General features: G+C 64.4%; 16 protein-coding genes. 10 read left to right on the top strand and 6 right to left on the bottom strand.

What is annotated here, in order from left to right:
* Nucleotides 1–43 precede the first annotated feature (43 nt).
* Nucleotides 44–1183, bottom strand: a complete 1140-nt coding sequence (ribD, locus tag AC6I6U_RS07060; protein ID WP_497881273.1) for a bifunctional diaminohydroxyphosphoribosylaminopyrimidine deaminase/5-amino-6-(5-phosphoribosylamino)uracil reductase RibD — start codon at nucleotides 1181–1183, stop codon at nucleotides 44–46.
* Nucleotides 1180–1644, bottom strand: a complete 465-nt coding sequence (gene nrdR, locus AC6I6U_RS07055; protein ID WP_026144921.1) for a transcriptional regulator NrdR — start codon at nucleotides 1642–1644, stop codon at nucleotides 1180–1182. The genes ribD and nrdR overlap by 4 nt, the downstream gene beginning before the upstream one ends.
* Before the next feature lie 140 nt (nucleotides 1645–1784).
* Here nrdR and AC6I6U_RS07050 point away from each other — a divergent pair, with 140 nt between their 5' ends.
* From AC6I6U_RS07050 to trxA, 3 genes are all read left to right on the top strand, one after another.
* Entirely contained in the window at nucleotides 1785–2240 is a 456-nt protein-coding gene (locus tag AC6I6U_RS07050; RefSeq protein ID WP_497881272.1) for a hypothetical protein, read from the top strand.
* Complete coding sequence (locus tag AC6I6U_RS07045; protein WP_497881271.1) at nucleotides 2237–2893, top strand: 50S ribosomal protein L11 methyltransferase; 657 nt, start codon at nucleotides 2237–2239, stop codon at nucleotides 2891–2893. Before AC6I6U_RS07050 ends, AC6I6U_RS07045 begins: the two co-directional genes overlap by 4 nt.
* A 110-nt stretch (nucleotides 2894–3003) precedes the next feature.
* Nucleotides 3004–3876: a thioredoxin gene (gene trxA / locus AC6I6U_RS07040; RefSeq protein ID WP_497881270.1), complete on the top strand. Its 873-nt coding sequence runs from the start codon at nucleotides 3004–3006 to the stop codon at nucleotides 3874–3876.
* A 136-nt stretch (nucleotides 3877–4012) separates the two neighbouring features.
* Here trxA and AC6I6U_RS07035 read toward each other — a convergent pair whose 3' ends face one another.
* A complete protein-coding gene (locus AC6I6U_RS07035) occupies nucleotides 4013–4825 on the bottom strand; it encodes an XRE family transcriptional regulator (RefSeq protein WP_497881269.1) in 813 nt (270 codons plus the stop codon).
* A 179-nt stretch (nucleotides 4826–5004) separates the two neighbouring features.
* On the opposite strand from AC6I6U_RS07035, the gene AC6I6U_RS07030 reads away from it, so the two are divergent.
* Together AC6I6U_RS07030 and AC6I6U_RS07025 are read left to right on the top strand one after the other, a co-directional pair.
* A complete protein-coding gene (locus tag AC6I6U_RS07030; protein WP_497881268.1) occupies nucleotides 5005–6447 on the top strand; it encodes an alanine/glycine:cation symporter family protein in 1443 nt (480 codons plus the stop codon).
* A gap of 75 nt (nucleotides 6448–6522) precedes the next feature.
* Nucleotides 6523–7512, top strand: coding sequence for an asparaginase (locus AC6I6U_RS07025; RefSeq protein WP_497881267.1), 990 nt, complete (start codon nucleotides 6523–6525; stop codon nucleotides 7510–7512).
* Nucleotides 7513–7663: 151 nt separating this feature from the next.
* Here AC6I6U_RS07025 and AC6I6U_RS07020 read toward each other — a convergent pair whose 3' ends face one another.
* Nucleotides 7664–8014: a hypothetical protein gene (locus AC6I6U_RS07020; protein WP_497881266.1), complete on the bottom strand. Its 351-nt coding sequence runs from the start codon at nucleotides 8012–8014 to the stop codon at nucleotides 7664–7666.
* 144 nt (nucleotides 8015–8158) lie between these two features.
* Between AC6I6U_RS07020 and AC6I6U_RS07015 the strand changes: the two genes are divergently transcribed.
* The 5 genes from AC6I6U_RS07015 (at nucleotide 8159) to AC6I6U_RS06995 (ending at nucleotide 12307) form a co-directional block, all read left to right on the top strand.
* Nucleotides 8159–8752, top strand: a complete 594-nt coding sequence (locus AC6I6U_RS07015; RefSeq protein ID WP_497881265.1) for a DUF2796 domain-containing protein — start codon at nucleotides 8159–8161, stop codon at nucleotides 8750–8752.
* 135 nt (nucleotides 8753–8887) lie between these two features.
* Nucleotides 8888–9598 carry an ABC transporter ATP-binding protein gene (locus AC6I6U_RS07010; RefSeq protein WP_497881264.1) on the top strand — a complete coding sequence of 237 codons (711 nt, stop codon included), beginning with the start codon at nucleotides 8888–8890 and terminating at the stop codon, nucleotides 9596–9598.
* A 1-nt stretch (nucleotide 9599) separates the two neighbouring features.
* A complete protein-coding gene (locus AC6I6U_RS07005; protein WP_497881263.1) occupies nucleotides 9600–10865 on the top strand; it encodes an ABC transporter permease in 1266 nt (421 codons plus the stop codon).
* An 11-nt stretch (nucleotides 10866–10876) separates the two neighbouring features.
* A complete protein-coding gene (locus AC6I6U_RS07000) occupies nucleotides 10877–11410 on the top strand; it encodes a DUF3299 domain-containing protein (RefSeq protein WP_497881262.1) in 534 nt (177 codons plus the stop codon).
* A gap of 198 nt (nucleotides 11411–11608) precedes the next feature.
* On the top strand, nucleotides 11609–12307 hold the full coding sequence (locus tag AC6I6U_RS06995; RefSeq protein ID WP_497881261.1) for an OmpW/AlkL family protein: 699 nt from the start codon (nucleotides 11609–11611) through the stop codon (nucleotides 12305–12307).
* Between the two features lie 59 nt (nucleotides 12308–12366).
* On the opposite strand, the gene pgnE is transcribed toward AC6I6U_RS06995, so the two are convergent.
* Together pgnE and AC6I6U_RS06985 are read right to left on the bottom strand one after the other, a co-directional pair.
* On the bottom strand, nucleotides 12367–13296 hold the full coding sequence (gene pgnE / locus AC6I6U_RS06990) for a UDP-N-acetylglucosamine epimerase PgnE (protein WP_497881260.1): 930 nt from the start codon (nucleotides 13294–13296) through the stop codon (nucleotides 12367–12369).
* Entirely contained in the window at nucleotides 13289–14173 is an 885-nt protein-coding gene (locus AC6I6U_RS06985) for a sugar nucleotide-binding protein (RefSeq protein WP_497881259.1), read from the bottom strand. Before AC6I6U_RS06985 ends, pgnE begins: the two co-directional genes overlap by 8 nt.
* Nucleotides 14174–14226 lie beyond the last annotated feature (53 nt).

Here is a 14226-nt window from a genome sequence, read left to right as displayed (position 1 = left end):
AGTACTCCTCGAAGACGAGCCAGCGCCTGGCGCTGGCCGCGAATTATACGCCGGGTGCCGGGTCAGGTATTGCGGTGACTCGCCAGTCATCGCCGACCGCGCGCATTTCTGTGATTTTCAGCCGTGGCGCCTCGCTCATCCGCTCCAGCGGCCAGTCGAGCAAAGGACGCGCCGTGGAACCGAGGAACTTGCCGGCGACAAAGATCTGGTACTCGTCCACCAACCCCTGGCGGGCAAAGGCTCCCGCCAGGCGCGGACCGGCTTCGACCAGCAGCTCATTGACGCCGCGGGTGGCCAGTTGCTTGAGCAACTGCGCCAGGTCGACCTGGCCGTCGCTGCCAGGCAGGCTCAGGACTTCGTGGCCGGCGGCCTGGTACTCGGCAGTGGCCGTGCTGGCGCAGGTCACCACCAACGCCGGACCGGCCTGGAAAAAGGCTGCATTCAACGGTACCCGCAGGCGGCCATCGATCAGCACGCGCAGCGGTGGCCGGCTCTCGGCCAGGGCCGTCAGTTCGGTGCCCAGGCCCAATTCGGCGGGACGTACGGTCAACCGGGCGCTGTCGGCCAGTACGGTATCGGCACCGGTGAGCACCACGCTGGACTCGGCGCGCAGGCGCTGCACGGCGGAGCGTGCGGCCGGGCCGGTGATCCATTGGCTTTCGCCACTGGCCATCGCCGTGCGACCGTCCAGGCTCATCGCCAGCTTGACCCGCACGAACGGCAGGCCATGTTCCATGCGTTTGAGGAAGCCACGGTTGATCGCCCTCGCCTCACCTTCGAGCACGCCGCTGTGCACGGCGATGCCGGCGTCGGCCAAGCGCTTTAGGCCGTTTCCGGCAACCTGGGGATTCGGGTCCTGCATGGCTGCCACCACCCGCCCTACACCCGCCTTGACCAGCGCCTCGGCGCAGGGCGGCGTGCGGCCGAAGTGGCTGCACGGTTCCAGGGTCACGTAGGCGGTCGCGCCACGGGCAAGCTCGCCCGCTTCACGCAAGGCATGGACTTCGGCATGGGGCTCGCCGGCCCGCACATGCCAACCTTCGCCGACCACCACGCCGTCGCGGACGATGACACAGCCAACCCGAGGGTTGGGGTGGGTCGAGTAGCGTCCCTTGCGGGCCAGTTCCAGCGCACGGGCCATGTAGTGGGCGTCGAGAACCGCCTGTTCGGCTGGAAGGCTCATTCCTTGGCGGGCTCCCGGGCAAGGCGATCGATTTCCTCGCGGAACTCGTCGAGGTCCTGGAAGCGGCGATAGACCGAAGCGAAGCGGATGTAGGCGACTTCATCGAGTTTCTGCAACTCGGTCATCACCATTTCGCCGACGACCAGCGACTTGACCTCGCGTTCGCCGGTGGCCCGCAACTTGTGCTTGATATGGGCCAACGCGGCTTCCAGGCGCTCGACACTCACCGGGCGCTTTTCCAGGGCCCGCTGCATGCCGGCGCGCAGTTTTTCTTCGTCGAAGGGTTGGCGGCTGCCGTCCTGCTTGATCAGGCGTGGCAAAACCAGTTCGGCGGTTTCGAAGGTGGTGAAACGCTCACCGCAAGCCACGCATTCGCGCCGGCGGCGCACCTGCTCGCCCTCGGCGACCAGACGCGAGTCGATGACTTTGGTGTCGTTGGCACCGCAGAAGGGACAGTGCATGGTGGCAGGCAACAAAAAATGGGGAGGGCCATGGTAGCGCATCTCCGTGGCAAGACAAGCCATAGGGTTTGCGGTATACAGTCGGCGGACTAACGTTATCCCATCGGGACCGTCGATTTTCGCCTCAGTTGGAGCTGTAGATGTCAGTACGACCGCTTGTTTTGCTCAGCCTCGCCGGCCTGCTGCTCGCTTGCAGCAGCGCACCCAAGCCCGTGCCGACGCCACCGCCGCAACAACAGGTGAAGAAGCCCCTCAGTGAATATGAACAACTCGGCCCGCTGCCCGCCCACCAGCGCGAACTGAGCGGTTCCCTGCTCGGCGTGCCGGCCAATGCCGAGGTCGAACTGGCCCTGCTGGTGATCGACGAGCGCGGCCGGCCACAGCAGTTGCTCGCCAGCAGCAAGATCAACGGCACCGGCCAGGCATTGCCATTCCGCCTGCGCTTCAACCCGGAGGTGTTTCCGGCAGGTGGCCGCGTCGAGTTGCGCGGACGGGCCAGCCAGTCCGGACAATTGATCCTGCACCTGCCTTCGGTGACGGTGAGCCAGCCGACCACCCAGGCCATGGGCCAGCTGCAATTCGTCAGCGCACCATGAACGTCCCGCTCGACCTGCAGCGCGCCCTCGCCGCGCTGCTCGGCGATGCCCGGCTGACGGCCTGCGCGCTGCCAGAAACCGATCTCAAGCTGTGGTTGATCGACGCCGAGAACATGGACCGCGCGTTCACCTCGGAAGAAACCCGGCGCATCCTCCACGAGCCGCCCTACTGGAGCTTCTGCTGGGCCAGCGGCCTGGCGATGGCCCGCTACCTGGCCGAGCGACCACAATGGGTCGCGGGCAAGCGCGTGCTGGATTTCGGCGCTGGCTCCGGCATCGCTGCCATTGCCGCGGCCCGGGCCGGGGCAATGGAGGTCGTGGCTTGCGACCTTGATCCACTGGCCCTGGCCGCCTGCCGGGCAAATGCCGCACTCAATGAGGTCGAACTGAGCTACAGCGAAGACTTTTTTGCCGAGGGCGATCGCTTCGACCTGATCCTGGTCGCCGATGTGCTGTACGACCGGGAGAACCTGCCGCTGCTGGACCACTTTCTCAGCCGCGGCCGGGAGGCGCTGGTGGCCGACTCGCGGGTTCGGGATTTCCGCCATCCGCTGTACAAGCGCCTGGAAATCCTCCAGGCGTTGACGCTGCCGGACCTGATGGAGCCGGAGGAGTTTCGCCAGGTCAGTCTTTATCACGCCAGCCGCCCCTGAGTGCACCCGGCCAGAGACAAGGCCCATCCAGCCGACGCCTGTATGCCCCGCTTTCAGCCAACCCGTGCAAGCCTTATAGTTGCGCGATACCCCGTTCTTCGAGACTCCCGATGACCCAGGACACGCCCTACATCTTCGATGCCACCGCCCTGAACTTCGACCAGGCGGTGATTCAGAACTCTTTCCACAAGCCGGTGCTGGTGGACTTCTGGGCGGAATGGTGTGCGCCCTGCAAGGCGCTGATGCCGATGCTGCAGCAGATCGCCGAGAGCTATCAGGGCGAGTTGCTGCTGGCCAAGGTCGATTGCGATGCCGAACAGGACATCGTCGCCCGCTTCGGTATCCGCAGCCTGCCGACCGTGGTGCTGTTCAAGGACGGCCAACCGGTGGATGGTTTCGCCGGCGCCCAGCCGGAGTCGGCCGTACGCGCGATGCTCGAACCCCATGTGCAGATGCCACCGCCGGCTGCTGCCGACCCGTTCGAGCAGGCCCAGGCACTGTTCAGCGAGGGCCGCGTCGCCGACGCCGAAGCCACCCTCGTCGCCCTGCTGGGTGAAGACAACAGCAATGCCAAGGCGCTGATCCTCTACGCCCGCTGCCTCGCCGAGCGCGGTGAGCTGGGTGAAGCCCAGACCGTGCTGGACGCGGTCAAGGGTGATGAGCACAAGGCCGCGCTGGCCGGTGCCAAGGCGCAACTGACCTTCCTGCGCCAGGCTGCCGACCTGCCGGATGCCGCCGATCTCAAGGCCCGCCTGGCGCAGAATGCCCAGGACGATGAGGCGATCTACCAGTTGGCGATCCAGCAACTGGCCCGCCAGCAGTACGAGGCGGCGCTGGATGCCCTGCTCAAGCTGTTCATCCGCAACCGTAGCTACAGCGAAGGCCTGCCACACAAGACCCTGTTGCAGGTGTTCGACCTGCTGGGCAACGACCATCCACTGGTGACCACCTACCGGCGCAAGCTGTTCGCCGCTCTCTACTGACCGCGCCATTCTCTCTGTGGGAGCCGGCTTGCTGGCGATTGCAATCCGACAGTCGACAGTTTCGTCGTTTGGCATACCGCTATCGCCAGCAAGCGGAGCGCCGCCCGGCCGTCTCCCACAATCGGGTTTCAGCGCCCTACTCGATCTCGAACAGGCCGTTGCCCACCGAGCCGGCACTCAGCCGCTCGCGCACATCGTCATCGATACGCGGGTCATCCGGGCGGTACAGCTTGACCTGGCGGAACGCATTGATGCGGTTGATCTCTTCCCCCAGGAACTCCCAGACCACGCGGGTGCACGCCGGATTGCGCCGGTCGCCGCTGGAGACACCGGTTTTCAGGCCATTGAGGCGGGTGATGCGACTCTTGAAGCTGGGAATCAGGATCGTCTGGCTCATTTCGTTGAGTGTCAGCGACTCGTAGTCGATCAGGAACAAGCGATCCTGTAGCTGAAAGGCCGCTCCCAGATAACGACAACGCACCTCGGCATGCCCTTCATTGGCGGTACTGCGCTCCTGCCGTTCCTGGCGCTCGAACAGGAAACTGCCGCGCTCCTCGCGCAGGTGCACCAGGGACACCAGGATCGAACCCGGCACCGACATGCAGTTTGAATACTCGAAGTAATAGCCGCAGTAGCGCGACAGGTTGCCCGCCTCCTGGTGCAGCGGCTTGAACAACTCGCTGATCGGATCATTCAGTTGCTCGGCGCGCATCGCCGGGTTGCGCGCACCGATCAAGCGGGCGAACTGCTCCGGCGGCAGCCCCAGTTCATAGTCCTCTACCCCAAAGAAGTCGCCGATGCGCTTGAGGTTGTAGTTCGTCGGATGGCTCTGGCCACTCAGGTACTTGTTGAACTGCGCGCGATTGATCGACAGCTGCCGGCAAACCTCCGAAATAGAGCGGTAGTGGCTGCAGGCCAGCTTGAGATTGACGGCGAAATGATCGCTCATGACGATGAACCTGGATGGTGCGAGTGATGCCAGTCTAGCATCAAGTCGCACCAAAGCAGAGCAACCCGCGAAATTGTAACCACCCCTGTCATGACCAACCATGCGCCCCAACGGATAGCAGTGCGCCTGCCGCCTGTTGCTCTTTTCATGCAAAGAATAAGAATCGAGGTCATTCTCCAATGCTAGAAGCACTCAATGATTTCCTCTCGGGGAAACTGCTTATCGTGCTGATCGTCGGACTCGGCAGCTACTTCACGATCCGCTCGCGGTTCGTCCAGTTCCGCCATTTCGGCCACATGTTCGGTGTGTTCAAGGAGTCCCTCCGTGGCCAGGCAGGCCAACTCAGCTCGTTCCAGGCCCTGATGCTCAGCCTCGCCGGCCGCGTCGGCGCGGGTAACATCGCCGGTGTCGGTATCGCCGTGACCCTCGGTGGTCCGGGCGCCGTGTTCTGGATGTGGGTCACCGCACTGGTCGGCATGTCCAGCAGCTTCTTCGAATGTACCCTGGCCCAGGTCTACAAGCGCGCCGATGGCGATGGCCTGTACCGTGGTGGTCCGGCCTACTACATCCAGCACGGCCTGAAGCTGAAAGGCATGGCGGTGGTGTTCTCGATCCTGCTGCTGGTCACCTACGGCTTCGCCTTCAACGGCCTGCAGTCGTACACCGTGACTCACTCGCTGCAAAATGCCTTCGGTTTCGCCCCGAGCCAAACCGGCATCGCCCTGGCCGTCTTGCTGGCGATCGTGTTCCTGGGTGGCATCAAGCGCATCGCCGCGGTGTCCGACCTGCTGGTTCCGGTGAAAACCCTGGCCTACATCGGCGTGACCCTGTACGTGATCGGCACCCAGATCGAACACGTACCGGCCATGCTAGAAACCATCTTCAAGAGTGCCTTCGGCCTTGACCCGGCGTTCGGCGGCCTGCTCGGCAGCGCCATCGTCATGGGCGTGAAGCGTGGCGTGTTCGCCAACGAAGCGGGCCTGGGCAGTGCACCGAACGTGGCTGCCGTGGCTGCCGTGAAGCACCCGGGCGCTCAGGGCGTGGTCCAGGCGTTCAGCGTGTTCCTCGACACCTTCGTCATCTGCACCTGCACCGCGCTGCTGATCCTGCTGTCGGGCTTCTACACTCCGGGCTTCGAAGGTGACGGCATCGTCCTGACCCAGAACTCCCTGGCTGCGGTAGTCGGTGACTGGGGCCGGATCTTCGTCAGCGTCGCGCTTTCGCTGTTCGTCTTCACCTGCATCCTCTACAACTACTACCTGGGTGAAACCAGCCTGCAGTTCCTCAGCCGCAACCGTGCCGTGCTGATGACCTACCGGGCCCTGGTACTGGCGCTGGTGGTCTGGGGCTCGACCCAGAACCTGTCGACCGTGTTCGCCTTCGCTGACATCACCATGACCTGCCTGGCCTTCGTCAACCTGATCGCCCTGGCCCTGCTGTTCAAGGTCGGCCTGCGTGTGATGCGCGACTACGACGCACAACGTCGTGCCGGCGTCAGCCAGCCGGTGTTCGACTCGAGCAAGTTCGCCGACCTGGATCTGGACCGTGCCGCCTGGCCAGCCAATCCGCAAGTTGAAACAGCAACTGACAACGCCGCCGCCCAAGCGCAGCCGCAACGCTGATATTCTCCTTGCCTCAGCCGCCCCGTTCGTGGGCGGCTGTCTCTTTCTCTCTCCAAATCGTTACGGAATGCTCCCATGGGTGCAGTCAAGAATCTTCTCGTCCTCTATACCGGTGGCACCATCGGCATGCTGCAGACCGCCGAAGGCCTGGCGCCGGCCGGTGGCTTCGAGGCGCGCATGCGCGAACACCTCGCCGGGCGCGCCGATGCGCCGCAAGTGCCGTGGTCGCTGCGTGAACTCAACCCGCTGATCGACAGCGCCAACATGCAACAGGCCAACTGGCTGGCAATGCGCGACGCCATCGTCGAGGCTGTCGAGCAGCAGGGCCATGACGGTGTGCTGGTGCTGCACGGCACCGACACCCTGGCCTACAGCGCCGCAGCTCTGTCGTTCCTGCTGCTCGGCCTGCCGGTTCCGGTGCTGCTGACCGGCTCCATGCTGCCGGCCGGTGCGCCGGACAGCGACGCCTGGGACAATCTGGTCGGCGCCCTGAACCACTTCGAGCACGGCCTGCCAAGCGGCGTACAGCTGTTCTTCCACGGCCAGTTGCTGCACGGCTGCCGTGTGTCGAAGCTACGCAGCGAGGCCTTCGATGCCTTCACCACCCTGCCACGCCATCGCGAAGGCGAGCGGGCGACGGATATCCCGGATCGGCTGCATTACCGCCAGCCACGGGTACCGGTCAACCTGGCCGTGCTACCGGTGTATCCGGGCCTGCAGGCCGCGCACCTGCGGGGCCTGGTCGACAGCGGCATCCAGGGCCTGGTGCTGGAGTGCTACGGCAGCGGTACCGGCCCGTCCGATGACCAGGCACTGCTCGATGTGCTGCACAACGCCCGCCAGCGTGGCGTGATGATCGTCGCCATCAGCCAATGCCCGGAAGGCTCGGTGGTGTTCGACACCTACGCCGCCGGCAGTCGCCTGCGCGATACCGGCTTGGTCAGCGGTGGCGGCATGACCCGCGAAGCAGCGCTGGGCAAGTTGTTCGCGTTGCTCGGTGCCGGGCTGGATGTGCAGGCGGCAGAGCAGTGGTTTGCCCTGGACCTGTGCGGCGAGCGCGCGTAAGCGCTGCCCTCTGGAACGCGGCTTCGATCAAGGCGACTCGAAGCGGCCCGAACCCAGGGTAATCGAAAGGAGGTGGGACGTTGCCCATCCTCCTTTCATCGCACCGACACTTACCGAACGCCCGCCATGCCCCCCCCAGTAATCAGCCTGTTCAGTCGCCGATCCAGTTGTAGAGCGGCGAATCCGCACCACTTTCGACCTTGACCTCACTACTGTGACGCAGCCGCACAAGCAGGCGCTTGCCCGCCGCCGTGCTGCCGGTCAGCGCTTCCAGTTGCTCCAGCAGCTCCGGCCCGCTCAATTGGCCAGCCTTGCGCAACAACTCCCTGGCCAGTTGCCATTGGGTGTCGTCCTGATTCAGCGGTTTGCTCGCCGCCGCGGTGGCTGCCGCCTCCTGCGGCGCTACCTGCAGTTGCGCGCCCAGCCGGGCCCACTCGCTATCGTCCAGTTCCAGCGTCAAATCCACCGGCCACTGGCCGACAGTCCCACGAATCCTCACCATGCATCGGTCCTCGATCATCTTCTACGCCACAGGCGAACCTGCATGCTCCCATGCGTCAGCAGGATAGCCAAGCGGGTGGCCGAAACCCCTCGAAACGTTATAAGATCACATAAAAACCCCCCTCGCCGTTTCCGGAGAAACGCCATGCGCCGCCTGCTTCTCGCCCTGCCTTTCGCCTTGCTGCCCCTGGTCGCCGCCCAGGCCCATGAAAAAGAACATGGCAGCCTCGGTGCCCATGAACATGGCGTGGGCCGCCTGAACGCGGTGCTGGATGCCCAGACCCTGGAGCTGGAACTGCAAAGCCCGGCGATGAATCTGGTCGGCTTCGAGCATGCCGCCACCAGCGACGCCGACAAGGCCAAGGTTGCTGCCGTGCGCGCGCTGCTGGACAAGCCGTTGGACCTGTTCAACCTGCCCAAGGGCGCCGGCTGCGTGGTCGCCAACCAGGAACTGGAGAGCCCGCTGTTCGGCGACAAGGCGCCGGAAGATGCCGACCATGACGACGATGATGAAGACGACCACGCCCAGGCTGGCGAGCACGAGCATCATCACGACCACAGCGAGATTCACGCACACTACCAGTTCACCTGCAGCACGCCGGCGGCCCTCAAGCAGCTCGACTTGGGCCAGGTGTTCAAGACGTTCCCCGCCACGCAGAAAATCCAGGTACAACTGATCTCGCCAAGCGGTCAGCAGGGTGTCGATGCGACGCCGAAGGCCGCTACCCTGAAGTTCTGACATAACGCACTTTTGCAGGAGCCGGCTTGCTGCGGGCGGCAATCCAGCGGTGGTGCCAGTAGCATCGCTATCGCCAGCAAGCGGAGCGCCGCCCGGCCGTCTCCCACAAGGCTCATCATCTGTGAAGCGGTTTCCATGACCCAAGCACTTATCGAACTGTCCGACCTGGGCTTCAACTGGCCCGGCCATCCACAGTTGCTGGATATCCCGGCGTTCCGCCTGGAACCCGGCGAAACCCTGTTTCTCAAGGGCCCCAGTGGCAGTGGCAAGACCACCCTGCTCGGCCTGCTCGGCGGCGTGCAGAAACCCAGCCGCGGCAGCATCCGCCTGCTCGGCCAGGAATTGACCGAACTCGGCGCCGGTGCACGCGATCGTTTTCGCGTCGATCACACCGGCTACATCTTCCAGCAGTTCAACCTGCTGCCGTTTCTCTCGGTGCGCGAGAACGTCGAACTGCCCTGTCATTTCTCCAAGCTACGCGCCAGTCGTGCCGCCCAGCGTCACGGCAGTGTCGACCAGGCCGCCGCGACCCTGCTCGCCCATCTCGGTTTGAAGGACCCGGCCTTGCTCGAACGCCGCGCCGACTCGCTGTCCATCGGCCAGCAGCAACGTGTCGCCGCCGCCCGTGCGCTGATCGGCCAACCGGAGCTGGTGATCGCCGACGAGCCGACCTCGGCCCTCGACTACGACGCCCGCGAAGCCTTCATCCAACTGCTGTTCGCCGAATGCCGCGAGGCCGGCTCCAGCCTGCTGTTCGTCAGCCATGACCAGAGCCTGGCGTCGCTGTTCGACCGCCACCTGTCCCTGGCCGAACTCAATCGCGCGGCCGCGCCCGCGGAGGTTTGAGATGTATCTGTTACGACTGGCCCTGGCCAGCCTGGCCAACCGCCGTTTCACCGCCCTGCTCACGGCCTTCGCCATCGCCCTCTCGGTCTGCCTGCTACTGGCGGTGGAAAGGGTTCGCACCGAGGCCCGCGCCAGCTTCGCCAGCACCATCAGCGGCACCGACCTGATCGTCGGCGCTCGCTCGGGTTCGGTGAACCTGCTGCTGTATTCGGTATTCCGCATCGGCAACGCCACCAACAACATCCGCTGGGACAGCTTCGAGCACTTCGCCAACGACCCGCGGGTGAAGTGGGCGATCCCGATGTCCCTCGGCGACTCGCACCGCGGTTACCGGGTACTGGGTACCAACGAGTCGTACTTCGAGCACTACCAGTACGGCCACCAGCAGAACCTGGAACTGGCCAGCGGCCGCGCCTTCGCCACCGACCCGTTCGAAGTGGTACTCGGCGCCGAAGTGGCCGAGGCCCTGCACTACAAGCTGGGTGACAAGCTGGTACTGGCCCATGGCGTGGCGGCGATCAGCCTGGTCAAGCATGACGACAAGCCCTTCACCGTGGTCGGCATCCTCAAGCGCACCGGCACGCCGGTGGACCGCACGCTGCACATCAGCCTCGGCGGCATGGAGGCGATCCACATCGACTGGCACAACGGCGTTCCGGCCCACGGTGCAGGGCGGATCAGCGCCGACCAGGCGCGCAACATGGATCTCACGCCCCAGGCGATCACCGCGTTCATGCTCGGCCTCAAGAGCAAGATCGCAACCTTCGCCCTGCAACGGGAGATCAACGAGTTCCGCGGCGAACCGATGCTGTCGATTCTCCCCGGCGTGGCCCTGCAGGAACTCTGGAGCCTGATGGGCACGGCGGAAAAGGCCTTGTTCGTGGTCTCGCTGTTCGTGGTGCTGACCGGCCTGATCGGCATGCTCACGGCGATCCTCACCAGCCTCAATGAACGCCGGCGAGAGATGGCGATTCTGCGCTCGGTGGGCGCGCGACCTTGGCATATCGCCAGCCTGCTGGTGCTGGAAGCCTTTGCCCTGGCACTGAGCGGCGTCGTGGCCGGGCTTGGCCTGCTGTACCTGGGCATCGCCCTGGCCCAGGGTTATGTGCAGTCCAACTACGGCTTGTACCTGCCGCTGTCCTGGCCAAGCGAATATGAATGGACGCTGCTCGGCGGTATCCTCGTCGCCGCCCTGTTGATGGGCAGCGTGCCGGCCTGGCGCGCCTATCGACAGTCCCTGGCCGATGGCCTGTCCATTCGTTTGTGAGCCCCTGTGCGATGAAGAAAGCCGTATTGCCCCGCGCCCTGCTGGCGCTGCTGTTGCTGGTGGCGCTGCCCTCCTGGGCCAAGGACACGATCCGCGAGCTGGTCTGGCAGGAAATGATCCCGCCGGACGCGCCGGAAGAAAAACCCGACATGCGCCCGCTGCACGACCTGTCGCAACTGGGCAACATGGACCCGGAGGCCGCTCCGGCAGCCAAGCAGGCGCTGCCCAACGCCCCGGTGGTCAAGGCCCTCGATGGCCAGCATGTACGCCTGCCGGGTTATATCGTGCCATTGGAGGTGAGCGAGGAAGGCCGTACCACGGAGTTCCTGCTGGTGCCGTATTTCGGCGCCTGCATCCATGTACCACCGCCGCCGTCGAACCAGATCGTGCACGTGACCAGCGAGCTGGGGGTCAAGCTCGATGAGCTGTACCAGCCTTACTGGATCGAGGGCGAGTTGCAGGTGAAGCCAAGCAGCAGCGAACTGGCGGATGCCGGCTACAGCATGGAAGCGCAGAAGATCTACGTGTACGAACTGCCGGATTGAGGCGCCATCCTGCGTGAAATGATGGCCTTTTGCAGGTAACCCGCTGTCCCGGTTTATCGTTACAAGGGCCATCAAGCACAGCACAAAAAACCCCGAGGGGTCGCTCCATTGGCCTTTCATTGAGCTGAGTCAAGAACCCGATCAGTTCGCTCCTTACCATTGGACACAGTGAATTCGAAACGTCCTCTGGAGCCCCCCATGCACAAGTCCCTGCTCAGCGCCTCTCTCGTTGCGCTCGCCTTCGCCGCCCCACTTGCCCAAGCCCACGATGCCGGTGACATCATCGTTCGTGCCGGTGCGATCACGGTCAACCCGAAAGCCGACAGCTCCAGCGTCAAGGTCGATCGCGGCCCGCTGGCCGGTGCCGACCTGGGCGGCAAGGCCACCATGAGCAGCGACACCCAGCTGGGCCTGAACTTCGCCTACATGGTCACCGACCACCTGGGTATCGAGCTGCTGGCGGCCACTCCGTTCGAGCATGACGTGAAGCTCAAGAACACCGCCCTGGGCGCTGCCAACGGCAAGCTCGGTACCCTCAAGCACCTGCCGCCGACCCTGAGCCTGGTGTACTACCCACTCGACGCCAAGTCGGCTTTCCAGCCGTACCTCGGTGCAGGTATCAACTACACCTGGATCTACGACGAGCACGTTGGCAGCGAAGCGAATGCCGCCGGTTTCGACAACTTCCGGGCGAAGAACTCCTGGGGCGTGGCCTGGCAGGTCGGTGCCGACTACATGCTCACCGACAAGCTGATGATCAACGCCCAGGTGCGCTACATCGACATCGACACCACCGCCTACGTGGACAACAACGCCGTGGCCGGCGGCACCCGTGCCAAGGTCAACGTCGATGTCGACCCGATGGTCTACATGGTCGGCCTGGGCTACAAGTTCTGATCCAGCCCAACGAAAAAAGGCGCCTCGAAAGGCGCCTTTTTCATTTCTGCCGACGGGCCTCAGCGGCCCAGCAAGCGAGCCAGGCCGACGCTCATCGGGGTCGGCTCGGGGAAGGTGAACCGTTCCAACAGGCGCTGGTTGTTCGCCCGCGAATGACGGATGTCACCAGACCGGGCCGGCGCGAAACTCACCGGAGGCAGCGGCCCGACCACTTCGGCCAGCGCCTGTAGCATCTGCCTGAGGGTGGTCGAGCGGTTCAGGCCGACGTTGATCGCACCCTCTTCCACCCGGGAAGCTTCGAGCGCCTGCACCAGCACATCGACCAGGTCGCCCACATAGATGAAATCACGGGTCTGCTCGCCATCGCCGAACACGGTGATCGGCAAGCCCTTCTCGGCCCGCTCGCTGAAGATGCTGATCACCCCGGAGTACGGCGAGGAAGGATCCTGACGCGGGCCGAAGACGTTGAAGAAGCGGAAGATCACCGGTTCCAGGCCATGCTGGCGGCGGTAGAAGTCGAAGTAGTACTCGCTGGCCAGCTTGTCCGACGCATAGGGCGTCAGCGGCGCCTTGGCCGTGTCCTCGACGATCGATTCACCTTCGCCGTTGTTGCCATAGACCGCCGCACTGGAGGCGAACAGTACGCGCTTAACTCCAGCCTGGCGCATGGCTTCGCAAACGTTCAGGGTGCCGATGAAATTGCTCTGGTGGGTGCGCACCGGGTCGTCCACCGAAGCCTGCACCGAAGCGACCGCCGCCAGGTGCACCACCGCCTGGCAGCCAACCATGACTTGGGCGACCAGTGCGGCGTCGGCCACGTCGCCCTCGATCAGTTCGACCCGCGGATCGTCCAGCGCCAGGTTGCTGCGCTTGCCGGTGGACAGGTCGTCCAGCACGCGAATCGAATAACCCTTGGCCAGCAGCAGCTCGGCCAGGTTGGAACCAATGAAGCCGGCGCCACCGGTAATCAGAATAGGGGCATCAGCCATGACGGTAGAACCTGTCCAGTAGAGCCGGCAGCCCGGCGCGCCAGGCGCGGGGCTTGATGCCGAAGGTGTGAAGGATTTTCTTGCAGGCCAGCACCGCGTGCTGCGGCTCTTCGAAGGCATCCGGCCGGGCCGCGTGGGCCTGGGCGGTCGGTGCCTCGATGGCCAGCGAACGGTAGCTGCGCGCCTCACCGAGGATTGCCTGGCCCAGCGCCAGGGGCGTGGTCGCCTCGTGGCCGGCGTAATGGTAGGTGCCCCACAGCGGCGCGGCGCAATCGAGTTGCTTGAGTACGGAAATGATCACCCGCGCGGCGTCGTCGACCGGTGTCGGATTACCACGCCGGTCGTCGGCGAGCAGCAGTTCGTCAGGCTTTTCGGCACGCGCAAGGAATCGTCCCAGCGAGCCTTCGGAGCTGTCATCCAGCAACCAGCCGAAGCGCAGCAGCACATGCTGCGGGCAGGTCGCCCGCACGCTCTGCTCGATGCGCCACAGCGCCTGGCCGCGTAGGCCGAGAGGCACCGGTTCGTCTTTTTCGCTATAGGCGGTTGCCCGCGAGCCATCGAACACCCGATAGCTGGAGGGCTGGACGAGGATAATGTTGTGATGCTGGCACAGTTCCGCCAGACGCTCGACGGCGTTTTCCTGGCCGGCCAGGCGCGTTTCGCTGACCGTTTCGGCCTGGAACCAGTCGAAATAATAGGCAAGGTTGATCAACGCATCCGGACGGGTATCGTCAAGCAGTTGCGTCAGGCTCGCGGCGTCCCAGCCGTCCTGCGGCGGGCGGGGGGCGAGGAAACTGATGTCTTCCTCCGCACCCAGGCGAATCAGCGCCTGCCCGAGGGCATTTCCGCCGCCCAATAACATAAGGCGCATTCGCATAGAGTCAGCTGGCCCAGAATCAGTTCAGAACGATGAAAGTGTACGGAAAACCT

The sequence above is a fragment of the Pseudomonas sp. UTLPPB19802 genome, from assembly GCF_059730225.1.
This window is presented reverse-complemented; position numbering and strand designations above follow the sequence as displayed.